Origin of the sequence: Pseudomonas sp. BF-R-30 (assembly GCF_019956175.1) — a bacterium.
GTDB lineage: Bacteria > Pseudomonadota > Gammaproteobacteria > Pseudomonadales > Pseudomonadaceae > Aquipseudomonas > Aquipseudomonas jessenii.
This window is the reverse complement of sequence record NZ_JAHBDE010000006.1, coordinates 90,945-115,488: the sequence shown is the minus strand read 5'-3', so window position 1 is coordinate 115,488 and position 24,544 is coordinate 90,945. Positions and strand designations below refer to the sequence as shown.

General features: G+C 61.6%; 19 protein-coding genes and 3 tRNA genes. 18 read left to right on the top strand and 4 right to left on the bottom strand.

What is annotated here, in order from left to right:
* Positions 1 to 54: 54 nt before the first annotated feature.
* The 15 genes from asd (at position 55) to KGB20_RS04835 (ending at position 14,989) form a co-directional block, all read left to right on the top strand.
* Positions 55 to 1,167 carry an aspartate-semialdehyde dehydrogenase gene (asd, locus tag KGB20_RS04905; RefSeq protein ID WP_057715575.1) on the top strand — a complete coding sequence of 371 codons (1,113 nt, stop codon included), beginning with the start codon at positions 55 to 57 and terminating at the stop codon, positions 1,165 to 1,167.
* Between the two features lie 283 nt (positions 1,168 to 1,450).
* On the top strand, positions 1,451 to 2,461 hold the full coding sequence (locus KGB20_RS04900; protein ID WP_154910082.1) for an aspartate-semialdehyde dehydrogenase: 1,011 nt from the start codon (positions 1,451 to 1,453) through the stop codon (positions 2,459 to 2,461).
* A 206-nt stretch (positions 2,462 to 2,667) separates the two neighbouring features.
* On the top strand, positions 2,668 to 5,283 hold the full coding sequence (locus tag KGB20_RS04895; protein WP_154910083.1) for a FimV/HubP family polar landmark protein: 2,616 nt from the start codon (positions 2,668 to 2,670) through the stop codon (positions 5,281 to 5,283).
* A gap of 207 nt (positions 5,284 to 5,490) precedes the next feature.
* The gene (gene truA / locus KGB20_RS04890; protein ID WP_032829430.1) at positions 5,491 to 6,315 is read left to right on the top strand and encodes a tRNA pseudouridine(38-40) synthase TruA; all 825 of its coding nucleotides are present in this window, start codon (positions 5,491 to 5,493) and stop codon (positions 6,313 to 6,315) included.
* A 63-nt stretch (positions 6,316 to 6,378) separates the two neighbouring features.
* Positions 6,379 to 7,005 (top strand): phosphoribosylanthranilate isomerase, encoded by a 627-nt coding sequence (locus tag KGB20_RS04885; RefSeq protein ID WP_150812503.1) that lies wholly within the window; start codon positions 6,379 to 6,381, stop codon positions 7,003 to 7,005.
* Between the two features lie 191 nt (positions 7,006 to 7,196).
* Positions 7,197 to 8,117 (top strand): acetyl-CoA carboxylase, carboxyltransferase subunit beta, encoded by a 921-nt coding sequence (gene accD / locus KGB20_RS04880; protein WP_008047319.1) that lies wholly within the window; start codon positions 7,197 to 7,199, stop codon positions 8,115 to 8,117.
* Positions 8,114 to 9,421, top strand: a complete 1,308-nt coding sequence (folC, locus tag KGB20_RS04875; RefSeq protein ID WP_150812504.1) for a bifunctional tetrahydrofolate synthase/dihydrofolate synthase — start codon at positions 8,114 to 8,116, stop codon at positions 9,419 to 9,421. The genes accD and folC overlap by 4 nt, the downstream gene beginning before the upstream one ends.
* Positions 9,405 to 10,073 (top strand): SPOR domain-containing protein, encoded by a 669-nt coding sequence (locus tag KGB20_RS04870; RefSeq protein WP_150812505.1) that lies wholly within the window; start codon positions 9,405 to 9,407, stop codon positions 10,071 to 10,073. Before folC ends, KGB20_RS04870 begins: the two co-directional genes overlap by 17 nt.
* A gap of 98 nt (positions 10,074 to 10,171) precedes the next feature.
* The gene (locus KGB20_RS04865) at positions 10,172 to 10,732 is read left to right on the top strand and encodes a CvpA family protein (protein WP_007975669.1); all 561 of its coding nucleotides are present in this window, start codon (positions 10,172 to 10,174) and stop codon (positions 10,730 to 10,732) included.
* Positions 10,733 to 10,773: 41 nt separating this feature from the next.
* Positions 10,774 to 12,279: an amidophosphoribosyltransferase gene (purF, locus tag KGB20_RS04860; RefSeq protein WP_007975670.1), complete on the top strand. Its 1,506-nt coding sequence runs from the start codon at positions 10,774 to 10,776 to the stop codon at positions 12,277 to 12,279.
* A gap of 81 nt (positions 12,280 to 12,360) precedes the next feature.
* Positions 12,361 to 13,572 (top strand): O-succinylhomoserine sulfhydrylase, encoded by a 1,212-nt coding sequence (locus KGB20_RS04855; protein ID WP_057715568.1) that lies wholly within the window; start codon positions 12,361 to 12,363, stop codon positions 13,570 to 13,572.
* Positions 13,569 to 14,345, top strand: a complete 777-nt coding sequence (locus tag KGB20_RS04850) for an SDR family oxidoreductase (protein ID WP_150812507.1) — start codon at positions 13,569 to 13,571, stop codon at positions 14,343 to 14,345. Before KGB20_RS04855 ends, KGB20_RS04850 begins: the two co-directional genes overlap by 4 nt.
* Positions 14,346 to 14,601: 256 nt before the next feature.
* Positions 14,602 to 14,677, top strand: a tRNA-Val gene (locus KGB20_RS04845).
* Positions 14,678 to 14,730: 53 nt separating this feature from the next.
* Positions 14,731 to 14,807 (top strand) — tRNA-Asp (locus KGB20_RS04840).
* 105 nt (positions 14,808 to 14,912) lie between these two features.
* Positions 14,913 to 14,989: transfer RNA gene (locus KGB20_RS04835), tRNA-Asp, on the top strand.
* Positions 14,990 to 15,169: 180 nt separating this feature from the next.
* Here the strand turns inward: KGB20_RS04835 and aldA are convergent.
* Genes aldA through KGB20_RS04815 form a run of 4 tightly spaced genes read right to left on the bottom strand, consistent with a single transcriptional unit; the run spans position 15,170 to position 19,935 of the window.
* Positions 15,170 to 16,603, bottom strand: coding sequence for an aldehyde dehydrogenase (aldA, locus tag KGB20_RS04830; RefSeq protein WP_154910084.1), 1,434 nt, complete (start codon positions 16,601 to 16,603; stop codon positions 15,170 to 15,172).
* A gap of 19 nt (positions 16,604 to 16,622) precedes the next feature.
* Positions 16,623 to 17,423 (bottom strand): aldolase/citrate lyase family protein, encoded by an 801-nt coding sequence (locus KGB20_RS04825; protein ID WP_154910085.1) that lies wholly within the window; start codon positions 17,421 to 17,423, stop codon positions 16,623 to 16,625.
* Between the two features lie 14 nt (positions 17,424 to 17,437).
* Positions 17,438 to 18,622, bottom strand: a complete 1,185-nt coding sequence (gene rhmD, locus KGB20_RS04820) for an L-rhamnonate dehydratase (protein WP_154910086.1) — start codon at positions 18,620 to 18,622, stop codon at positions 17,438 to 17,440.
* Between the two features lie 17 nt (positions 18,623 to 18,639).
* The gene (locus tag KGB20_RS04815; protein ID WP_090454238.1) at positions 18,640 to 19,935 is read right to left on the bottom strand and encodes an MFS transporter; all 1,296 of its coding nucleotides are present in this window, start codon (positions 19,933 to 19,935) and stop codon (positions 18,640 to 18,642) included.
* A gap of 125 nt (positions 19,936 to 20,060) precedes the next feature.
* Here KGB20_RS04815 and KGB20_RS04810 point away from each other — a divergent pair, with 125 nt between their 5' ends.
* From KGB20_RS04810 to KGB20_RS04800, 3 genes are all read left to right on the top strand, one after another.
* A complete protein-coding gene (locus KGB20_RS04810) occupies positions 20,061 to 21,002 on the top strand; it encodes a LysR family transcriptional regulator (protein WP_154910087.1) in 942 nt (313 codons plus the stop codon).
* Positions 21,003 to 21,178: 176 nt separating this feature from the next.
* Complete coding sequence (locus KGB20_RS04805) at positions 21,179 to 24,010, top strand: xanthine dehydrogenase family protein molybdopterin-binding subunit (protein WP_090454239.1); 2,832 nt, start codon at positions 21,179 to 21,181, stop codon at positions 24,008 to 24,010.
* Complete coding sequence (locus KGB20_RS04800; protein ID WP_015095868.1) at positions 24,003 to 24,542, top strand: (2Fe-2S)-binding protein; 540 nt, start codon at positions 24,003 to 24,005, stop codon at positions 24,540 to 24,542. The genes KGB20_RS04805 and KGB20_RS04800 overlap by 8 nt, the downstream gene beginning before the upstream one ends.
* Positions 24,543 to 24,544: the final 2 nt, after the last annotated feature.

Genomic DNA, 24,544 nt, shown 5'->3' with positions numbered 1-24,544 from the left:
GCTGCCAAATTCAAGACAAGGCAGCGGCCCACATTTCAAGAAGGTGTAGTTGCGATGAAACGTGTAGGTCTGATCGGTTGGCGCGGCATGGTCGGTTCCGTGCTCATGCAGCGGATGCTGGAAGAGCAGGATTTCGATCTTATCGAGCCGGTGTTTTTCACCACTTCCAATGTCGGTGGCCAAGGCCCGTCCGTGGGCAAGGACATTGCTCCGCTCAAGGACGCTTACAGCATTGAAGAGCTGAAAACCCTCGACGTGATTCTGACCTGCCAGGGTGGCGACTACACCAGCGAAGTCTTCCCCAAGCTGCGTGAAGCCGGCTGGCAGGGTTACTGGATCGACGCCGCTTCCAGCCTGCGTATGCAGGATGACGCGGTGATCGTTCTGGATCCGGTCAACCGCAAGGTCATCGACCAGCAACTGGACGCGGGCACCAAGAACTACATCGGCGGCAACTGCACCGTCAGCCTGATGCTGATGGGCCTCGGTGGCCTGTTCGAAGCTGGCCTGGTGGAGTGGATGAGCGCCATGACCTATCAGGCGGCCTCCGGTGCCGGCGCGCAGAACATGCGTGAACTGATCAAGCAAATGGGCGCGACCCACGCCGCTGTTGCCGATCAACTGGCCGATCCGGCCAGCGCGATCCTCGACATCGACCGCCGTGTGGCTGAAGCCATGCGCAGCGACGCTTACCCGACTGAAAACTTCGGCGTACCGTTGGCCGGCAGCCTGATCCCGTGGATCGACAAGGAACTGCCGAACGGTCAGAGCCGCGAAGAGTGGAAGGCCCAGGCCGAGACCAACAAGATCCTCGGTCGCTTCAAGAGCCCGATCCCGGTCGATGGCATCTGCGTGCGCATCGGCGCCATGCGCTGCCACAGCCAGGCGCTGACCATCAAGCTGAACAAAGACGTACCGATCGCCGATATCGAAGGTTTGATCAGCCAGCACAACCCTTGGGTCAAGCTGGTGCCGAACAACCGCGAAACCAGCATTCAGGAGCTGAGCCCGAACAAGGTTACCGGCACCCTGAACATCCCGGTTGGTCGTCTGCGCAAGCTGAACATGGGCTCGCAATTTGTCGGCGCGTTCACCGTCGGCGACCAGTTGCTGTGGGGCGCGGCCGAACCGTTGCGTCGCATGCTGCGGATCCTGCTCGAGCGTTAATCGACTAAAGCAATGAAAGAACCCGCGCCTTGAAAGAGGCGCGGGTTTTTTTATTCCTGACAGTCTGAAAGTTGTTGATTGCCCATACCGGCCTCTTCGCGGGCAAGCCCGCTCCCACAGTGTTCGGTGTCGAGCACAAGGTTTGTATGCACAACTGAAACCTGTGGGAGCGGGCTTGCCCGCGAAGGGGCCGGTACAGCCGCAGCAAATTTCCGGCAGAATTGCCTGCATGCCCCCCACCCGGTAAAGTGCCGCTCCCCCCGTTTCGCCAGAGGTAAAACCCATGAGCCAGACCATTGATATTGCCGTGATCGGCGCCACCGGTACTGTCGGCGAAACACTCGTGCAGATTCTCGAAGAGCGCGATTTCCCGATCGGCAACCTGCACCTGTTGGCCAGCAGCGAGTCGGCCGGCAGTTCGGTGCCGTTTCGCGGCAAGAACGTGCGGGTGCGGGAAGTCGATCAGTTCGACTTCAGCAAGGTGCAGTTGGCATTCTTTGCCGCCGGCCCGGCGGTTTCGTTGAGTTTTGCTTCCCGTGCGAGCGATGCCGGTTGCTCGGTTATCGATCTCTCCGGTGCCCTGCCGGCCGAAAAGGCGCCACAGGTTGTGCCTGAAGCCAATGCCCAGGTGTTGGCCGGCTTGAACAAACCCTTTCAGGTCAGCAGTCCAAGCCCGTCGGCCACCACGCTGGCGGTGGTGCTGGCGCCACTGATGGATTTGCTTGATTTGCAGCGCATCAGCGTGACCGCCAGCCTGGCGGTATCGGCCCAGGGCCGCGAAGCCGTGAGCGAGCTCGCCCGGCAAACCGCTGAACTGCTGAATGTGCGGCCGCTGGAGCCGAAATTCTTTGATCGGCAGATGGCCTTCAACCTGTTGGCCCAGGTCGGTAAACCGGATGGACAAGGTCATACGCTGCTGGAAAAACGCCTGGTGCGTGAGCTGCGCCAGGTCATGGCGCGGCCTTCATTGAAGATTTCCGTCACTTGCATTCAAGCCCCGGTGTTTTTTGGCGATAGCTATAGCGTGACCCTGCAGTCCGCGAGTGAAATCGACCTGGGGAAGATCAATGCGGCCCTGGAAGACGCACCTGGCATCGAACTGGTGGAAGCCGGTGATTACCCGACGCCGGTGGGCGATGCGGTAGGCCAGGATGTGGTCTACGTTGGTCGGGTTCGCCATGGTATTGACGACACGTCGGAACTTAATCTGTGGCTGACGTCAGATAACGTACGCAAAGGCGCGGCGCTCAACGCTGTGCAGCTGGCCGAGTTGTTGATAAAAGACCTGCTGTAAAAGATACTTTGCAACAATTTGTCGAATGATTCCGCACGAGCCTATGCTTGCCGGAGTGCTGCAGGCAGAGCCACTCTGCGGGGCTTTGCCGGGCATCAATGAAATGACCGCGCGCGACGACCCTCGCCGTTGCGTGCAATGCCTTACGGCAGCGACTATCAATACCTTCTCGCTGGCCGAGGAATGTTCAAACTAAGGATGAGCTAATGGTTCAAGTTCGCAAACTGGTGTTAGCAATAGCGGCCGCCTCGGCGCTGTCCTCCGGTATGGCGCATGCCCTCGGGCTCGGGGAGTTGACCCTGAAATCGACGCTCAACCAGCCGCTGGTAGCGGAAATCGAGCTGCTAGATGTCAAGGATCTCACCGCCGCCGAAGTGGTACCGAGCCTGGCCTCACCAGACGATTTCGCCAAGGCCGGTGTCGACCGCCAGGCGTTTCTCAACGACTTGACCTTCACCCCGGTGCTCAACGCCAGCGGCAAAAGCATCCTGCGCGTGACCTCCAGCAAGCCACTTTCCGAACCCATGGTGAAGTTCCTGGTTCAGGTCATGTGGCCGAACGGCCGCTTGCTGCGCGACTACAGTGTGCTGCTCGATCCGTCCAAATTCTCGCCGCAAACCGCTGAAGCGGCTGCGCAGCCGACCTCGACGGTTGCCGCGCCCGTCACCGGTGCGACCAAACCGTCCCAATACACCACCACGCCGCGCGATACCCTGTGGGAAATCGCCGCAAAGGCGCGTAATGGCGGTTCGATCCAGCAAACCATGCTGGCCATCCAGGCGTTGAACCCGGATGCCTTTATCGACGGCAACATCAATCGCCTGAAAACCGGCCAGGTGCTGCGCATGCCTGACCAGGCGCAGAGCACTGGCCTGCCGCAAGCCAAGGCCATTGCCGAAGTGGCCGCACAGAACAAGGCCTGGCGCCAGGGTCGCCGCTATGTGGCAAAACCCGGGGCAGGGCAGCAACAGCTCGACGCCACCAATCGCGCTCGTACCGAGGGTGCTCCGGCGCAAGCGGCCACCGACAAGTTGAGCCTGGTGTCTGCCGAGTCCGGCAAGAACCCTGGCAAAGGGGCTGCCGGAGATGCCAAGGCCCTCAGCAACAAGCTGGCGGTGACCCAGGAAAGCCTCGACACCAGTCGTCGTGATAACGCCGAACTGAAAAGCCGCATGGCCGATCTGCAAAGCCAGGTAGACAAGCTGCAGCGCCTGATCGAGTTGAAGAACAACCAACTGGCCAAGTTGCAAACCGAGGGCGCTGCGGCTGCTCCAGCGGCTGCGACCGCGCCGGCAATGTCGGCCGAGCTGGCTGCCAACCCGGAGGCAGCGCCTGCACCGGTTGCCGCTGCGCCTGCCCCTGAGGCAACGCCCGCGCCAGCCGAGAAGCCCGTCGAGGCGACACCGGCGGCATCTGACGATCAGAAGTTCAATGAATTGCTGACCAATCCGCTGCTGCTGGGCCTGGTCGGTGGCGGTGCGGTGATTCTCCTGCTCCTGCTGCTGTTGCTGGCGCGTCGACGCAAAGCCCAGCAAGCAGCCGAGAAACATCTGCGCATGGCCCGTGCCTTGGCCGAAGATCAGCCGTTCTCGGCCGATTTCGACTTGCCGGAAAGCAGCTTCGAAGGCCTGGAAGTTCCGCCGCCGAGCGTGAAGCTGGCGACTGCCCCGACGCCTGCTCCCGCGCCAGCGCCGGTGGTTGCTCCGGTGGTGATGACCACGCCGATCGCCGCGCCATTGGTGGCGCCGGCTGCCGAGCGTTCCGACGACGTGCTGGGTCAGGCTCAGTCGCACATCAATGCCGGTCGCCTGAACCAGGCCGCCGCGTTGCTGGAGGACGGCGTCAAGCAAGAGCCCAAGCGCAGCGATCTGCGCTTGAAACTGATGGAAGTCTACGGCCAGCAAGGCGACCGCGATGCGTTCGTCGGCCAGGAGCGTCAGTTGGTGGCTAATGGCGACAACTTCGCCCAGGTTGAAAAACTCAAAAGTCGCTTCCCGGCCATGGCGCTGGTGGCTGCCGGTGGCATCGCCGCGGCCGCCGTTGCTGCCGAGCTGGACGCGCAATACGTCAAGGAGCTGTTGCTCGATGAGCCGCAAGCACCGGCGCCAGAACCAGAACCAGCACCAGCACCGTTCGAGGATGACCTCGACAGCGCCTTCGACCTGAGCCTGGATGATCTGGACGCGATTACGCCTTTGGCGCCTGCACCTGCACCTGCAGCGGAGCCTGAAGTGGCGGCGTTGCCAGACCTTGGTGAGTTCCCGCTGGACGACGATCTGAGCTTTGAGTCGGTGTTGCAGCAGCAGACTGAAATCAAGGAAAACCTCGACGATCTGTCGGACTTCGACCTCGACCTGGATCTCGGTGCGCAACCGTCGCCGGCGATGCTGGCTGAAGACGATTTCCTGCTGGATCTGGATGAGGGCGTGAAGGATTTCCCGGTTGCCGAAACCCCGGCTGTTCCTGAGGTCGCGCTGGATGATCTGGAGTTGCCGGCCGATTTCGATCTGTCGCTGGCCGAGGAACTGGACGCGCCGGATGCGTTCGCGGCAGAGCTGGATGATGTCAACGCCGAACTGGAGAGCTTGTCCAACAGCATCGGCGAGCCGACCTTTACCGAAGCTGATGCCGCGCTGGATGGCGATGATGACTTCGACTTCCTCTCGGGCACTGACGAAGCCGCTACCAAGCTCGATCTGGCTCAGGCCTATATCGACATGGGCGACAGCGACGGTGCTCGCGACATCCTCAATGAGGTGGTAAGCGAAGGCAGTGCCGAGCAGAAGAGTGAAGCCGAGGAGATGCTTTCGCGCCTGGCTTGATTGATCGGCAGATTGAAAAAAAGCGGCAGCCCATTGAGGCTGCCGTTTTTGTTTGGCTCATTAATGGATGTTGTTTGCTCGGGCCTCATCGCGGGACAGTCAATGGAGAACTCTCTGGCATCCCCGCCCGGCGGCCTTATAATGCCCGCCTTTGGTACATCATCAGGCTGTCCCTCCTTGGCAAATATAGATAACCCGGCCGCCGAAATGGCAGCCGACGGCTTTTTCCGGATCGCGCTGGGCGTCGAATACAAAGGCTCGCGCTACCGCGGCTGGCAGCGCCAGGCGTCCGGGGTGCTCACCGTGCAGGAAACCCTCGAAAACGCCTTGTCCAAAGTCGCCGACTCGCCCGTTTCGCTGATGTGCGCCGGGCGTACCGACGCCGGGGTGCATGCCTGCGGACAAGTGGTGCATTTCGACACTCAGGTCGAGCGCTCGATGAAGGCCTGGACCATGGGTGCCAACATCAACTTGCCCCATGACGTCAGTGTCAGTTGGGCCAAGGTCATGCCGGCGCATTTCCATGCGCGGTTCAAGGCCATTGCCCGGCGTTATCGCTACGTGATCTACAACGATCAGATCCGCCCGGCGCACTTGAACGAAGAGGTGACCTGGAACCACCGTCCGCTGGACGTCGAGCGCATGGCCGAGGCCGCCCAGTACCTGCTTGGCACCCATGATTTCAGCGCTTTTCGCGCCGGTCAGTGCCAGGCCAAGTCGCCGATCAAGGAATTGCATCACCTGCGCGTTACCCGTCACGGCAAGATGATCGTGCTGGATATTCGCGCCAGCGCCTTCCTGCATCATATGGTGCGCAACATTGCCGGTGTGCTGATGACCATTGGCGCCGGAGAGCGGCCGGTGGAGTGGATGAAAGAGGTGCTGGAGAGCCGGATTCGACGGACCGGTGGCGTGACCGCGCATCCATTCGGCTTGTATCTGGTTCAGGTCGAGTACCGTGACGAGTTCGAGTTGCCCGAGCGCTACATCGGTCCGCACTTCCTGACCGGCTTCTCGGAACTTGGCGGCTGACGCCCTCGAACGCTTTTGTTACCATCCGGGACTTTCCCGGATTTGTCTTGGAGTTGTATCGACATGTCAGCCGTTCGCAGCAAGATCTGTGGGATTACCCGCATAGAGGATGCGTTGGCAGCCGTCGAGGCCGGGGCGGATGCCATCGGATTCGTGTTCTACGCCAAAAGCCCCCGTGCGGTGACGGTCCAGCAGGCGCGCTCGATCATCAAGGCGCTGCCGCCGTTCGTGACCACCGTGGGCTTGTTCGTCAATGCCAGCCGTTGCGAGCTGGGGGAAATCCTCGACGCCGTGCCGCTGGACCTGTTGCAGTTCCATGGCGACGAAACCGCCGCTGAGTGCGAAGGCTGGCACCGGCCGTACATCAAGGCATTGCGGGTCAAGGCCGGTGATGACATCGCAGCGGCCTGCGATGCTTATGCCAGCGCCAGCGGAATCTTGCTCGATACCTATGTCGAAGGCGTTCCCGGAGGAACCGGGGAGGCGTTTGACTGGTCACTGATACCGCAAGGCCTGAGCAAGCCGGTCATTCTGGCGGGCGGTCTGACGCCGGATAACGTCGCCGAGGCGGTTGCGCGCGTTCGGCCTTACGCCGTGGATGTCAGTGGCGGGGTGGAGGCGAGCAAGGGCATCAAGGATCACGCAAAGATTCAGGCATTTATCAAAGCGGTACGTGGTAGCACCCGTTGATGTGACGGCTGGCAGTCTGCCGCCGTCCACTGCACTGTACAAAACGGCTGAGGGTCATGGGGTGGTACGCAGGTCACGTTTCGCTGACCCGGCCATTCACTGATCATCGCCGCACACATGAATTTAGCGCTAGGGCATACACGGGGCCGCGAACCAGAGCGTTCGGGCCGCCGGTACTGGAGAAAGAAAGCATGAGCAACTGGTTAGTAGACAAACTGATCCCTTCGATCATGCGTTCCGAGGTCAAGAAGAGCTCGGTGCCTGAAGGTCTTTGGCACAAATGCCCGTCTTGCGAGGCTGTGCTGTATCGTCCGGAGCTGGAAAAGACCCTGGACGTTTGCCCCAAGTGCAACCATCACATGCGTATCGGCGCCCGCGCCCGTATCGACATCTTCCTCGATGTTGAAGGCCGTGCCGAGCTGGGTGCAGACCTGGAACCGGTTGACCGTCTGAAATTCCGCGACGGCAAGAAGTACAAGGACCGCCTGACCGCTGCACAAAAGCAGACTGGCGAAAAAGACGCACTGGTTTCCATGAGCGGCACTTTGCTGGGCATGCCGGTTGTGGTTTCGGCGTTCGAATTTTCCTTCATGGGCGGTTCGATGGGCGCCATCGTCGGTGAGCGTTTCGTTCGCGCCGCCAACTACGCCCTGGAAAAACGTTGCCCGATGATCTGCTTCGCCGCTTCCGGCGGTGCGCGGATGCAGGAAGCGCTGATTTCCCTGATGCAAATGGCCAAGACCTCCGCGGTGCTGGCCCGTCTGCGTGAAGAAGGCATCCCGTTCATCTCCGTGTTGACCGATCCGGTCTACGGCGGCGTTTCCGCCAGTCTGGCGATGCTGGGCGACGTGATTGTCGGCGAGCCGAAGGCGTTGATCGGTTTTGCCGGTCCGCGTGTGATCGAGCAAACCGTGCGCGAGAAACTGCCGGAAGGCTTCCAGCGCAGCGAATTCCTGCTGGAGCACGGTGCCATCGACATGATCATCGACCGTCAGGAGCTGCGTCCGCGTCTGGGCAACCTGCTGGCGCAAATGATGGGCCTGCCGACGCCGAAGTTCGTTGCTGCCCCTATCGAGCCGATCGTGGTTCCACCGGTACCCGCCAGCCTATGACCCAACGTACCCTTGGCGAATGGCTCGCCTACCTTGAACAGTTGCACCCTTCGGCCATCGACATGGGCCTGGAGCGGTCGCAGCAGGTAGCGTCCCGTATGGGACTGGGCAAGCCGGCGCCTCGGGTGATCACGGTCACCGGGACCAACGGCAAGGGTTCCACCTGTGCGTTCGTGGCGTCCTTGCTACGGGCCCAGGGCTTGAAAGTGGGGGTGTACAACTCCCCACACCTGCTGCGTTACAACGAGCGGGTAACCGTCAATGGCGTCGAAGCCACGGATGCCGAGCTGTGCGAGGCCTTTGCCGCGGTAGAGGCCGGGCGCGGCGACACGTCCCTGACTTACTTCGAAATGGGCACCCTGGCGGCATTCTGGCTGTTCCAGCGCTCCGGGCTCGATGCAGTGGTGCTGGAAGTCGGTCTGGGCGGTCGTCTGGACACGGTCAACGTGGTGGACGCCGACATGGCGCTGGTCACCAGTATCGGCGTCGATCATGCGGATTACCTCGGTGATACCCGGGAGTCCGTGGCCTTCGAGAAGGCCGGTATTTTCCGTCAGGGCGCGCCTGCGCTCTGCGGCGATCTGAATCCTCCACAACCTCTGCTGGACAAGGCGCGCGAGCTCAATTGCCCGTTTTTCCTGCGTGGGCGCGATTTTGACCTTGGTGTGACCGATCACAACTGGCAATGGCGCGGTGTCGATGGGCAAGGGCGCGCGGTGGAGCTGCGCGACCTGCCACTGCTCGATCTACCGATGGAAAACGCCGCGCTGGCGTTGCAGGCTTACCTGGTGCTCGGCTTGCCTTGGGCGGATGCGCAGATTATCGAGGCGCTACGGGCCACCCGGGTGGTCGGTCGCCTGGATCGCCGTGAGTTCGAGTGGCAAGGCAAGCGCTTGAATCTATTGCTGGATGTGGGGCATAACCCCCATGCGGCGGAGTATCTGGCTCGTCGCCTGGCCAGTCGCCCGCCGGTCGGCAAGCGTCTGGCGGTGTTCGGGTTGCTGGCGGACAAAGACCTGGGTGGTGTTGTCGGTGAATTGAATGCTAGTGTCCAGCACTGGGCCGTCGCACCTCTGGATTCGCCTCGGGCACGTTCGGTTGCGGATTTGCACGCCGCGTTGCAGGGTCTTGGTGCGTCGGTCACGTCATACGACAGTGTCGCGGCCGCCCTGGAAGGGCAGTGCGCGCAGGCCACGAGCGACGACGAAATCCTGTTGTTCGGATCATTTTATTGTGTCGCCGAGGCCCTTGAGTGGTTGGCCCGGCGCTCCACGGAGGAAGCGGCAAATGGCATTGCTGGATAAGGCATACAAACAGCGCATGGTTGGCGCCCTGGTGTTGGTCGCGCTGGCGGTGATTTTTCTGCCGATGCTGTTTTCCCGCCAGGACGAACAACGCCAGGTGACGGTCGAAGCGCCCGCGGCTCCGCAGGCGCCGGCGATGCCCCAGGTACAGGTCGAGCCCGTTGCGGTGCCTGAGCCGCAAGCCCTGCCTCAGGAACCCGTGCCGAGCGATGACGAAATCGCCCAGCAGGAATCGGCGGTGCCAGCTGTTCCGGTGGCTCCAGCGCCTGCGGTTCCAGCGCCAGCAGTCAAGCCGGCTGCACCCGCGCCGGTCCCGGCTTTGGCGGCTAAGCCTGCAACGGCGCCTGCCCAGCCGATCACCGCGGCACCGGGCAAGCCGGACACCACGCAAAGCCGTGTCGATGCCAATGGTTTGTCTGTCAGCTGGTCGGTGCAACTGGCCAGCCTGTCGAACCGTGAAAGCGCGGAAAAACTGCAGAAAACCCTGCGCAGCCAGGGTTACAACGCCTACATCCGTACCGCCGACGGCAAAAATCGGGTGTTTGTCGGGCCGCTGATCGAGCGTGCCGAAGCCGACCGGCTGCGTGACTTGCTTAACCGCCAACAGAACCTCAAGGGGTTTGTGGTGCGCTTTCAACCGGAACGTGGCTAAAACTATCGCCCCGATATGAAATGCACTGACAATCGCAGCTTACCGATAAGCATGGGCTCTGCTAAAATGCGCCGCCTTATCCGTCTGTAGGCTGCACTGTGCCATTTACCTGGGTTGACTGGGCGATCGTTGCAATCGTCGCCATCTCCGCATTGATCAGTCTGAGCCGCGGCTTCGTCAAGGAAGCGCTGTCGCTGCTGACCTGGATCATCGCAGGAGTCGTAGCCTGGATGTTCGGTGGCTCACTGTCCGAGTACCTCGGCGGGTACATTCAAACGCCATCGGCACGTATAATAACGGGCTGTGCCATCATGTTTGTCGCCACTTTAATCGTAGGCGCAATGATCAATTATCTTATCGGCGAACTGGTTCGCGTCACCGGGCTCTCCGGGACCGACCGATTCCTCGGCATGGCCTTCGGCGCCGCCCGTGGCGGGTTGCTGGTGGTTATCGCCGTCGGGCTGTTGAGCCTGGGGCCGGTACAGCAGGACGGGTGGTGGAAAGAGTCACAGCTCGTGCCAAAATTTCTATTGGTTGCAGACTGGTCCAAAAACCTGATCCTCGGGTGGAGCAGTCAGTGGCTTGCCAGCGGAATCAGCGTACCCGCTGATATTCCGTTCAAGGAGCAACTCTTGCCGATGGCCAAAACGCCTCAGTGAGTAGTGCTCAGTTCAGATCCATTAAGTAGGGGTTGCGTCGCATGTGTGGCATCGTCGGTATCGTCGGTAAGTCGAACGTCAATCAGGCGCTGTATGACGCGCTAACCGTCCTCCAGCACCGCGGCCAGGACGCTGCCGGTATCGTGACCAGCCATGATGGCCGGTTATTCCTGCGCAAGGACAACGGCCTGGTGCGTGACGTGTTCCAGCAACGTCACATGCAGCGCCTGGTCGGTCACATGGGTATTGGCCATGTGCGTTATCCAACCGCGGGCAGCTCGACGTCGGCTGAAGCTCAACCGTTTTACGTCAACTCGCCTTACGGCATCACCCTGGCGCACAACGGTAACCTGACCAATGTTGAACAACTGGCCAAGGAGATTTACGAATCTGACCTGCGCCACGTCAACACCAGTTCCGATTCGGAAGTACTGCTCAACGTGTTCGCGCACGAACTGGCCCAGCGCGGCAAGTTGCAGCCGACCGAAGAAGACGTTTTCGCCGCCGTCACCGACGTGCACAACCGTTGCGTCGGTGGTTATGCCGTCGTAGCGATGATCACCGGCTACGGCATCGTCGGTTTCCGCGACCCGCACGGCATCCGCCCGATCGTTTTCGGCCAGCGTCACACCGACGAAGGCGTCGAGTACATGATCGCCTCGGAAAGCGTTTCCCTGGACGTGCTCGGCTTCACCCTGATTCGCGACCTGGCACCGGGCGAAGCGGTCTACATCACTGAAGAGGGCAAGCTGTACACCCGTCAGTGCGCGACCAACCCGTCCCTGACCCCGTGCATCTTCGAACACGTCTACCTGGCGCGTCCGGACTCGATCATCGATGGCGTTTCGGTCTACAAGGCCCGTCTGCGCATGGGCGAGAAACTCGCCGAGAAGATCCTGCGCGAGCGTCCGGATCACGACATCGACGTGGTCATCCCGATTCCGGACACCAGCCGCACCGCGGCCCTGGAGCTGGCGAACCACCTGGGCGTGAAGTTCCGCGAAGGCTTCGTGAAGAACCGCTACATCGGCCGGACCTTCATCATGCCGGGCCAGGCCGCGCGGAAAAAATCCGTACGCCAGAAGCTCAACGCCATCGAGCTGGAATTCCGCGGCAAGAACGTGATGCTGGTGGACGATTCCATCGTTCGCGGTACCACTTGCAAGCAGATCATCCAGATGGCTCGCGAAGCCGGCGCCAAGAACGTTTACTTCTGCTCCGCGGCGCCAGCGGTTCGCTACCCGAACGTCTACGGCATCGACATGCCGAGCGCTCACGAGCTGATCGCCCACAACCGTTCGACCCAGGACGTGGCAGACCTGATCGGTGCCGACTGGCTGATCTATCAGGACTTGCCTGACTTGATCGAAGCGGTCGGGGGCGGCAAGATCAAGATCGACAAGTTCGATTGCGCGGTGTTCGACGGCCAGTACGTCACCGGCGACGTCGACGAGGCTTATCTGAACAAGATCGAGCAGGCACGCAACGATGCCTCCAAGGTCAAGACGCAGGCGGTCAGTGCGATCATCGATCTGTACAACAACTGAGTAACTACCGGCCCTTAGGGGCCGGTTTTGTATCTGACAAAAAGACTTTTATCTATCAAGAGCAAGGCAAGGAGTGACAGCATGAGTCAGGATTGGGATGCCGGTCGGCTGGACAGCGACCTCGAAGGCGTAGCGTTCGATACCCTGGCCGTACGTGCCGGTCAGCACCGTACGCCGGAAGGTGAACACGGTGATCCGATGTTCTTCACTTCCAGCTATGTATTCCGTACCGCCGCCGATGCCGCCGCGCGTTTTGCCGGCGAAGTGCCGGGCAACGTCTACTCGCGCTACACCAACCCGACTGTGCGTGCCTTTGAAGAGCGCATTGCCGCGCTGGAAAGCGCCGAGCAGGCCGTGGCCACCGCGACCGGCATGGCCGCGATCATGGCGGTGGTGATGAGCCTTTGCAGCGCCGGCGATCACGTGCTGGTGTCGCGCAGCGTGTTTGGCTCGACCATCAGCCTGTTCGAGAAGTACTTCAAGCGTTTCGGTATCGAAGTCGATTACGTGCCCTTGGCGGACTTGTCCGGCTGGGACGCGGCAATCAAGGCCAACACCAAATTGCTGTTCGTCGAATCGCCGTCCAACCCGCTGGCCGAGCTGGTGGACATTGCTGAACTGGCGAAAATCGCTCACGCCAAAGGCGCGATGCTGGTGGTCGATAACTGCTTCTGCACCCCTGCATTGCAGCAACCGCTGAAAATGGGCGCGGACATCGTCGTGCACTCGGCCACCAAATTCATCGACGGCCAGGGTCGTTGCATGGGCGGCGTCGTGGCCGGTCGCGGCGAGCAGATGAAAGAGGTGGTTGGTTTCTTGCGCACCGCCGGGCCGACCCTGAGCCCGTTCAACGCCTGGATCTTCCTCAAGGGCCTGGAAACGTTGAACCTGCGGATGAAGGCCCATTGCGCCAACGCCCAGCAACTGGCCGAGTGGCTGGAGCAGCAGGACGGTATCGAGAAAGTCCATTACGCCGGCCTCAAGAGCCATCCGCAGCACGAATTGGCGCTGCGCCAGCAGAAGGGGTTCGGTGCGGTCGTCAGTTTTGAGGTCAAGGGCGGCAAAGAGGGCGCCTGGCGCTTTATCGACGCCACGCGCCTGATTTCGATCACCGCCAACCTGGGTGACAGCAAAACCACCATCACCCATCCGAGCACCACCTCCCATGGTCGCCTGGCGCCGCAAGAGCGTGAAGCGGCGGGTATTCGTGACAGCCTGATTCGCGTTGCGGTCGGCCTGGAAGACGTGGCGGACCTGCAAGCCGATCTGGCACGCGGCCTGGCTGCGTTGTGATCGAGTTGTCTGCGCCGGCCACCGGCTCAAATGGCCGCGTAGCGCTGGTGACCGGTGCTGCGCGGGGCATTGGCCTGGGGATTTCGGCCTGGCTGATCAGCGAAGGCTGGCAAGTCGTGCTGACGGATCTGGATCGGGAGCGGGGTTCGAAAGTGGCGAAAGTGCTGGGCGACAGCGCCTGGTTCATCGCCATGGATGTCTCCAACGAGGGGCAAGTCGCGCTGGGCGTAGCCGAGGTGCTCGGTCAGTTCGGGCGCCTGGATGCGCTGGTATGCAATGCAGCGGTTGCCGATCCGCACAACATCACCCTGGAAAGCCTCGACCTGGCTCACTGGAATCGGGTGTTGGCGGTGAACCTCAGTGGGCCGATGTTGCTGGCCAAGCACTGTGCACCGTACCTGCGCGCTCACAGCGGCGCCATCGTCAATCTGGCCTCGACCCGCGCCGGGCAGTCGGAGCCCGACACAGAGGCCTATGCGGCGAGCAAGGGCGGTTTGTTGGCCCTGACGCATGCGTTGGCCATCAGCCTTGGCCCGGAGATCCGGGTCAATGCCGTCAGTCCTGGCTGGATCGATGCGCGCGACCCCTCGGTGCAACGTGCCGAACCCTTGACCGAGGCCGATCATGCCCAGCATCCGGCGGGCAGGGTGGGGAAGGTCGAGGATGTCGCGGCGATGGTGGCCTGGCTGCTGTCGAGGAATGCCGGATTTGTCACCGGCCAGGAATTCGTGGTCGATGGCGGCATGACCAAGAAGATGATTTACAGCGAGTAATCGGACAAGGAAGCTGTCTTCAGCATTGATGTTGAAAGTGCCGCCGTCTTCGCGAGCAAGCCCGCTCCCACATTGGATCGTGTTGTGTCTGAAAGAGCGCGGTCCAATGTGGGAGCGGGCTTGCTCGCGAAAGCGGTCTGACTGCTGTAGGTGCCCTCCCGATTGAAAGAATTTTGTCTTTTTCAGAAAAACTTCAAGCAGGGTATTGACTTAGGTTCGTTACCTGCGTAAATTTCGCGGCCTCGGAGATGCAAACGGGTGATTAGCTCAGCTGGGAGAGCGTCTGCCTTACAAGCAGAATGTCGGCGGTTCGATCCCGTCATCACCCACCACTTCCGAGATACTTGCGAAAGCAAGAGGTAGGCTGAAATGCCTCCACCGACGCGCAGCGGTAGTTCAGTCGGTTAGAATACCGGCCTGTCACGCCGGGGGTCGCGGGTTCGAGTCCCGTCCGCTGCGCCATATTTTCCGAGTCAGGCATGCCTTGATTCGAGATTGAAAGAGAGATTGAAAAGTCTCGGAGCTTTCAGTCAGACAAGTTACTTGAGCATCAGCTCAAAGCGATACGCAGCGGTAGTTCAGTCGGTTAGAATACCGGCCTGTCACGCCGGGGGTCGCGGGTTCGAGTCCCGTCCGCTGCGCCATATCTGCCCCGAGGCCCACTGAACGCCTTGGAGCTACGAAGAAGCCACTGGTTACTTCGAGTCGATAGCAAAGACCCTGGTCGAAAGACCGGGGTTTTTTGTTTCTGCGATTTAAGTTTTTGCGACCCATTCTGCAGGAGCGAGCAAGCACGCTCCTGCTCGGTTGTTGGTTTTCGGCAATCAGCCTTGCAAATACACCGCATGAGTATGGGTGTACTCATACAGCCCATGCTTGCCATCCGCGCCACCAATACCCGATTTACGCACGCCGGCGTGGAAGCCCTGCATCGCTTCGAAGTTCTCGCGATTGACGTAGGTTTCGCCAAAATCCAGCTCACGCATGGCCTGCAGGGTTTTGTTCAGGTCGCGGGTGTAGATAGACGAAGTCAGGCCGTAGTCGCAGTCGTTGGCCAGGGCGATGGCTTCGTCCAGGTCGTCGATTATCTGGATCGGCAGCACTGGGCCGAAAATCTCTTCGCGCATGATCTCCATGTCCGCGCGGCAACCCGCCAGTACCGTTGGCTGGAAATGGAAGCCATTGGGCAGGTCGGCCATCTGCCCGCCGCTGATCAGGCTTGCGCCCTGGCTCAGCGCGGTGCGGACTTTGCGGTTGACGCTTTCCAGCCCCTGGCGGTTGATCAGTGGGCCCATCTCGACGTCGGGCTGGGCAATCGGGTCGCCATAACGGGTCGCGCTCATGGCCGCTGCGATGCGTTCGATAAATTGATCCGCCACCTTGCGTTCGACGTACACCCGCTCGGCACAGTTGCACACCTGCCCGCTGTTTATGATGCGCGAATCGCGGATCGCCCTGACCGCCAGGTCGAGGTCCGCATCCGCCAGCACAATGGCCGGTGCCTTGCCGCCCAGTTCCAGGTTGAGCTTGGTGATGTTCGGTGCGGCGGCAGCCATGATCCGCGAGCCGGTGTCGACGCTGCCGGTGAAGCTGATCATGTCCACGCCCTTGTGCGAGCTCAAGGCGGCGCCGACCTGGCCGTCACCGCAGACCACGTTGAACACGCCGGGCGGCAGGTCGGTTTCGGCCACCAGCCGGGCGAATTCGAAGCAGTTGTTCGGGGTTTCTTCACTGGGCTTGATGACGATGGTGTTGCCGGTCAGCAGGGCCGGGGCCATCTTGCGAGCGATCAGAAAGAACGGGAAATTCCACGGCAGGATCCCGGCCACCACGCCCAGTGGTTTGCGGAACAGGAAGATGTTTTCGTTCTGGCGGTCGCTGGTGATGATTTCACCTTCTATGCGCCGGGCCCATTCGGCCATGTAGTCGAGGTAGTCGGCGGTGAAATTGACTTCGACTTCCGCCAGTCCGCTGATCTTGCCTTGTTCCAAAGTGATGGTGCGCGCCAGGTGCGCGACGTTTTCCCGCAGTTTGGCAGCGATCCGGCGCAAGTAACCGGCGCGATCATTGGCCGGTTTGCGCGCCCAGCCTTTCTGGGCGGCACGGGCGGCGGCGAGGGCGCGCTCGACGTCTTCGGCGGTCGAGGCCGGGACTTTCGACAGCACGGCGCCGGTGGCCGGGTTGATCACATCGAGATGGGCAGCGCTGGCCACGAACTGGCCGTCGATGAAGTTTTCGTAAACAGGCACGGATGACATGGTGCGACTCCTTGGCGGATCAGTAAGTGCGCGACGGCGCTTGAGTGGTGGCGGGTTCACGGTAGTGGGCGAGGGTGGCCATGGCGCCTTGGCGCAGCAGGCTGATGTCGATGGCCACTGCAATGAACTGGCAGCCCCAGCGCTGGTAGCGGCGGGCGTCTTCTTCGTTGGGGGCAAGAATCCCGCAGGCCTTGCCGGCCGCCAGTGTGGCGTTCACCGCGTGTTGAATCCGCTCCTGGACTTCCGGGTGACCGGGGTTGCCGGCATGACCCAGGCCGATCGACAAATCCGCCGGGCCGATAAACACCGCATCCACGCCCTCGACGGCGGCAATCGCTGCGACGTTTTCCACACCGGTGCGCGATTCCACCTGCACGATCAGGCACAGTTGTTCATGGGCGGTATTCAGGTAGTCCGGCACACCGTCCCAGCGGGTGGCGCGGGTCAGGCCGCCGCCGACACCGCGAATGCCGTGGGGCGGGTAGCGCATGGCGCGCACCAGTGCCTGTGCCTGCTCGGCGGTTTCGACCATCGGGATCATCAGCGTCTGTGCGCCGATGTCCAGCAGTTGCTTGATCAGGTTGGCATCGCCATTCACTGCGCGCACCACTGGCGCGGTCGAGTAAGGCGCCACGGCCTGCAACTGAGCGAGTACCCCGGGCACGGTGTTGGGCGCGTGCTCGCCATCGATCAGCATCCAGTCGTAACCGGTGGTGGCGACGATCTCGGCGGCGTAGCCGGTGGCGAACCCGGCCCAGATGCCATATTGGGTCGCTGAGCTGTTCAGCGCGGCCTTGAACGCGTTGTGCGGCATGTTCATGTCGAACTCCTTTCTCAGCGGTTATACGGCCGATGCAGTTGGCATTCGGGGTTGAGGGTCACGCCGAAACCTGGCTGGTCGAGCGCGGACAGGCGCATGCGGCCATTGACCGGCACCGGTTCGCCGAGCAATTGCGGGTGGAACATCGGCACCACTTCGTCGGCCTTCGGCGCCATCATCAGGAACTCGGCGAACGGGCTGTTATGCCGGGTGGCGACGAAGTGGTAGCTGTACACCGAAGAGCCGTGGGGGATGACCAGCGCGTTGTGGGCGTCGGCCAAGGCCGAGATCTTCACCAGTTCAGTGAGGCCGCCGCACCAGCCGACATCCGGCTGGATGATGTCGCAGCAGCCCATCTCCAACAGCATGCGGAAACCCCAGCGCGTGGCTTCGTGTTCGCCGGTGGTCACCAGCATGCCTTTAGGCACGTTGTTGCGCAGGGCCGCGTAGCCCCAGTAGTCGTCCGGCGGCAGGGCTTCTTCGATCCATTTCAAGCCGTATTCGTGGGCGCCGACCGCCAGTTTGGTGGCGTAGTTGAGGTCCAGGCTCATCCAGCAGTCGAGCATCAGCCAGAAGTCAGGGCCGACGCGTTCGCGCATGGTGGCCACTTCTTCGAGGTTCTTGCGCAGGCCTTCCTCGCCCTCGGCCGGGCCGTGGTGCAGCGGCATCTTGCCGCCGATGAAGCCCATTTTCTGCGCCAGGTCCGGACGGGCGCCGGTGGCGTAGAACTGCAACTCGTCGCGCACCGCACCGCCGAGCAACTGATGCACGGGCTCCTGGCGGATCTTGCCGAGCAAGTCCCACAGCGCCAGGTCGACGCCGGAGATCGTGTTGATGACGATGCCCTTGCGCCCGTAATACAGGGTCGACTGGTACATCTGATCCCAGATTTTTTCGATGTCGGTGACCCGGGCGCCTTCAAGGAAGCGCGCCAGGTGTTTCTCGACGATGTACGCGGCAGGCTCGCCGCCAGTGGTCACGGCAAAACCGACGGTGCCGTCGCTGGCTTCGATTTCCACTACCAGGGTGCCGAGTACGTTGATGCCGAAGGTGCGGCGGCTCTGACGGTACTCGGGGTATTTGCTCATCGGCGTGGCGATGTGATCGTCGATCCAGTGACCGTCGGCCTGGTCGTGATAATCCGCGCCGCCGCCTCGCAGAGTGAAAGCGCGGACGTGTTTGATGGTTGGAATGCCCATGGTGTGACTCCTCAGGTTTAAACGGTGGCCGGTTTGTTCGAGGCTTTATGGCCGGGCGCGCGTATGCCCAGCACCAGCAACGCGGCGATGACGGTGGTAGCGGCCAGCACGTACAAGCCTGCTGCCGGTGAGTGGAAGGCGCCTTCGGCCCAGTTCTTCAGCACCGGGGCGATGAAGCCACCGAGAGCGCCGAACGAGTTGATCAGGGCGATCCCGGCCGCAGCGGCGCTACCGGCGAGATAGCTGGAGGGGAAGGTCCAGAACACCGGTTGCACGGCGATGAAGCCGGAGGCGGCAAAGCACAGGGCGATGATCCCCAGCAGCGGGTTGCTGAAGGTCACCGAGCAGGCGATCCCGGCGGCGGCCATGAGCAAGGTCAGGCAGGCAGTGCGGCGGCGTTCGCCGGTGCGGTCGCTGTAGCCGGGAATCAGGTAGGCGGCGATCAATGCGCAGATCCAGGGGATCGCCGTGACCAGGCCGACCATCAGCCCGACCTTGGTCCCCAGCAGTCCGCCAACCTGGCTCGGTAGGTAAAACACCACGCCGTAGACGCTGGCCTGGATCAACAGGTAGATCAGGCACAGGTACAGCACCGAGGGTTGGCAGATCACGTTGAGCAGGCTGCGGCCGTGGTTCTGTTTATGGCTGTCTTCCTGATCGAGCAGGCTTTGCACTTGCTGGCGTTCTTCGACAGTCAGCCACTTGGCATCGGCCGGGCGATTGTCCAGATACCAGTAGGCCCAGATGCCCACAGCCGTCGCCATCAGGCCTTCAACGGCAAACAGCCATTGCCAGCCGTGGAAGCCGGCGAAGCCGTCCAGTTCCAGCAGCAGGCCGGACAGCGGGCTGCCGAAGATGAAGGCCAGCGGGGCACCGAAATAGAAGAAACCCATGGCCTTGCCGCGCACGGCGCTGGGGAACCAGTAGGTGAGGTAGAGGATCACGCCGGGGAAGAAGCCGGCTTCGGCCACGCCCAGCAGAAAGCGCAGGATGTAGAAGCTGGTTTCTGTGTGGGCGAAGACCATGGCGGCGGAGACCAGCCCCCAGGTGACCATGATCCGGCACATCCACAGGCGGGCGCCGACGCGGTGCAGGATCAGGTTGCTCGGCACTTCAAGCAACGCGTAACCCACGAAAAACACCCCGGCGCCGAAGGCGAAGGCGGCATCGCTGATATTGGTGTCGGCTTGAAAGGCTTGTTTGGCGAACCCGACGTTGGCGCGGTCGAGGAAGGCCATGATGTACATCAGCAGGAGAAACGGGAGTAGCCGCCAGGAAATTTTGGCGAGCAGAGGCGCGGGTAGAGTCTTCATCGCAGTTTTCCTTTGGTAGGGCATTTGTTCTTATGGGGAAGACTGTACGGCCGCTGATCGATGCGTTACAAATCGAATCTAGCTCACAACTGATACCTTCAGGGTATCGATAAAAAAGGCCCGTCATGACCACGCCGATCATCTCCCGCAGCCTGCTCAATCGCCTGCGTTACAAGCATCTGCACATGTTGGTGACGCTCAGCAGCAGCCAGAACCTGCACCGCGCTTCGCAAAGCCTGAACATGTCGCAACCGGCGGCGACCCGCATGCTCCATGAAATTGAAGACATGTTCGGCTGCGATCTGTTCGAACGCCTGCCGCGGGGGATGCGCCCGACAGCGTTGGGCCAGGAGCTGATTCGCTTTGCCGAATCGGCCCTCAGTGGCCTCGACCGTTGTGCCGAGGACCTGATGGCGCGGCAGCTGGGCGGCTACGGCTATCTGTCGATCGGTACCATCATGGGCGCGGCGCCGGGCCTGGTCATGGATTCGATTGCTGAAATCAAGTCGCTCAATCCGCAGCTGCGGATCCGCATCATGGGCGACACCAGCGACCAGGTGATCCAGTTGCTGGAGCAGGGGCGCATCGACCTGGCCATCGCCCGGCGCAATGCCGCCACCGACAGTGAGCATTACGTCTTCGAGCAACTGGGTAACGAACGCTTGCTGGTGGTGGTGCACGCCGGCCACCCGCTGGCCCGGCGCAAAAAACTGGAGATGGCGGAGCTGGTCGGCGGTTGGCCGTGGATCCTGCAACCGGAGACCAGTCCGGCGCGCATCGGTCTGGATCAGGCGTTGCAGCGCCTGGCGTTGCCGTTGCCGGCAGACATCATCGAATGCAGTTCGGTGTACTCCATGCAGCAACTGATTCAACTGACCGACGCGATCATGGTGCTGTCGGAAACCGCATTGCGCGACTATCTTAAAATGGGCCTGGTGGTGGCGTTGCCGGTGGAACTGGATGTGCAGATGGCGCCATTCGGGCTGTTGTTGCGCAAGGGCGAGCACATCAGCCGGGAGTTGGGGTTGTTCATCGATCTGCTGCGACGAAAAGCCGCGGTTTTTTGATTTCTTGGTCAGTTTTTAGTTTTCCGCGAAGGCATAAGCCTATAAACTTAACCTTTCGGTCAGCTTTGCACTGTCAACAACAGCCCTTTGCATCGTCGAAAAGGGCTTCTGCAAGACTCGAGATTTCCAGAACATAACCAGAAGGGCGGACCCCATAACCGCCCAGAGGATGATCCATGTCCAACCGTGATATATCCCGGCGCTCGTTCCTTCAGGGCGGGCTGGTAGCGGGTGTGAGCGTGACGCTCACGCCATTGAGCAGCCAGGCGCTGGCCGCCTTGATGGAAAACAGCGTGACCGTGCCGTCCGAGCAGTGGCTTGGCAACAATGGCAAGGCGCGCGCCCGTAACGATGCCTTGTCCAAGGTCTGCGGCAGCAAGGTCTTTGCCCGCGACATCCGCGCCAAGGACATGCCGGGCTGGCCGCAGCAGCAAGGCCACGCCATGCTGCTCAAAACCATCAAGGCCGACCACATCTTTGCAGGCATCGACCTGTCGTGGCTCGGTGCCGAGTTGCAACCTGACCGCATCGTCACCGCCGAAGACCTGGTCAAGGACGGTATCGTGTTCCCCGAGGAGCACGCCCCGGATCCGCTGTTGCCGGCCGGCAAGGTGCCGATGTTCATCGGGCACCCGGTGGCGATCCTGATCTGGAACGACTTCGAGCGCTTCCGTCAGGCCAAGAACCAACTCAAATTCAATGATAAGGCGATTCGTTACGGTGCCCAGGTGCCGTTCTACGAAGGCGATCCGTACGGCAGCTTCCGCTACGTGCGCGTCGGCGGCGCGACCTCGGCGGACGAAGACGAATTCGCCAGCCTCAAGGATTCGATTCTGTTCCCGATGCTGAAAAACCGTCGTCCGGTGTGGAACTCCCAGCCGAACCTGCACGGCAACCTGACCGAGCGCGGGCTGTTCTACGCCGAGCGCATGAAGCAGCAAATCGATACGCCGCCGGACAACTGGCTGGTGTTCGACGAACGCTACAAGACCCCGTCGATCGAACCGGCCGCCCTGGAGCCTGACAACGGCAACGGCTGGTACGACCCGGCCACCAAGACCCTGCATTTCGTCGTCGCCACCCAGTGTCCGCTGGAAGCCGCGACCGAAACCGCGAAGATGATCGCGCCGTCGCGTTTCGGCCTGGCCAACCTGAACATGCACCCAGGTTACACCGTCGGTTACGGCTCCAAGGACCACAACATTTTCGTCTACTACGCAGCCCTCGCAGCGTTGTACGGCGCCGGTGTACCGGTACGCCTGGCCAACGACCGCTACGAGCAGTTCCAGAGTGGCATCAAGCGTCACCCGTTCGACATTCGCTACCAATTGGCGGTGGACAAGAACGACCACAGCTTCAAGATTTTCCGCTCCGAGATGAGCGTCGACGGTGGCGGACGAATCAACTACAGCCCGTCGGTGGCTGCGGTGGGCGCCACGGCCGCACAGTCGATCTACTACATGCCGCAGAACGATCTGCAGGTCACGGCTTATCACTCCCGCGCCGTTGAAGCCGGGTCGATGCGTGGCTACGGCACCCTGCAAAGCATGGCGGCGACCGAGATGATGGTCGACGAAATCGCCGATCGCCTCGGTGTCGATGCCATTGAGTTGCGTCGCAAGAACGCACTGCGCTCGGGCATGAAAAACACCCAGGGCGCGATCCCGGCCGGTGCCTTGCGCCTGCACGAGATTCTCGACAAGGCGGCGGTCCACGACACCTGGAAAAACCGCGACGCGATCAAGAAACAACGCGAAGCCGCCGATCCGGACAACTGGTACGGGGTGGGTTTCGCCATCTGCCAGAAAGACTTCGGCACCGGTTCCGAAGCGCCGATGGCCAGCATTGAATTCACCGCCGAAGGTCGCATCAGCCTGCGCCACATCGGTATCGAAATCGGCACCGGCATGTCCACCTCCCAGGCCATGGTCGTGGCCGATTTCCTCGGTGTTCCGGCGCACGAAGTGAAGACCGGCGAAACCGAATGGAAAGAGTTGCAGCTGGTCAGTGGCGGCAACCCGTACATCATGAGCCAGGCCGAGCAGGACAACTTCCTGCGCAATCCGCGCTGGGTCGGCAAGGTCGCTTCGGCTTCGTCGGCCACCAACTCGGCGTACTACTTCAGCCACGCGACCCGTGAAGCGGCGCGCGTGCTGTTCAACCACGGCCTGTGGCCGGCGGCGCTGGAAATCTGGCGACAAGGCCCTTACGGCGGTCAGGCCAACCCTTACGTGGTGCGTCGCGAAGACGCCCATTGGGTCGACGGCAAGCTAACGGCCAACGGCATGGAGCCACTGCCTTTCGCCATGCTGGCCAAGCGTGTTCACGAACGTGGCCTGGTGAGCGGCGCCACTGTACACGGTTTCAACCGCTGGAGCTGGGCCGAGGCCGAGTTCAGCATCGACGGCGTGCGTGAGCGCTTGCCGCTCGACGGTCTGGCCGTGAAGTACGGCGACGGTGCACCGAAGGCGAAGAAGGCGCAGATGAACAGCGCCGGTTTCCATCTGCTGGATCGGCAGGGTATCGCTTACCCGGCGACCCAGCTGAACAACGCGGCGGTGACTTACTACAGCCCGGTCGCGACGCTGGTGGAAGTGAAGGTCAACAAGGGTTCGAACGAAGTGTCGGTACTCAACCATCACTCGTGGGTCGAGTGCGGTCGGGTGCTAGTGGAAGAACTCGTCAGAGGTCAGCTCGAAGGCGGGATCGCCATGGGCATCGGCCATGCGCTGATGGAAGAGATGCCGTTGTACGAAGGCGGGCCGGGGGAGGGTGACTGGAACTTCAACCGTTACCGCTTGCCGATGGCGCGTCACGTCGCGGTGTGGAAACAGACCGCGGAAATCCTGCCGCCATTGTCGCCGAGCGACCCGTCCAAGGGCATCGCCGAGGTGGTGATGATCCCGGTGGTCGGTGCCATCGGTAACGCCGTGGCCCATGCCATCGGTAAACGTGTCCGCGACCTGCCTATCACTTCTGCACGCATCAAGGAGGCCCTCAATGGCTAACCGTCCGCTTCAACTGACCCTCAACGGTCAATCCGTCGGCCCGGTGGACATCCCTGATGACCTGCCGATGATCGACTACCTGCACGAATACAAGAACCTCACCGGTTCGCGCCTGGGCTGCGGCCAGGGCATCTGCCACGCCTGCGTGGTGATCGTCGACAACCCGGACGGTACCAGTGAAGAAGTGCGCACCTGCATCACCGGCGCGCACTATTTCGAAGGCAAGAAGGTTCGGACCATCGAAGGCCATGCGACCTGCGACGAGCAGGGCAAGGTCACCGAGCTGAACCCGATCCAGCAGCGTTTCGTCGACGAGTTCGCCTTCCAGTGCAGCTACTGCGCGCCGGGCTTCGTGAATGCCGCGACCGTGCTGGTGGAAAAGCTGCAGCGTCAGCCCATCGTCAAAAGCCAGCTGGAAAAAGTCATCGAGGACAGCCTCGGTCATCACATCTGCCGTTGCACCGGGTACGTGCGCTACTACAGCGCCACCCGCAACGTGCTGACCGATCTCGGCCTGGTCAAGGAGGGTTAAGC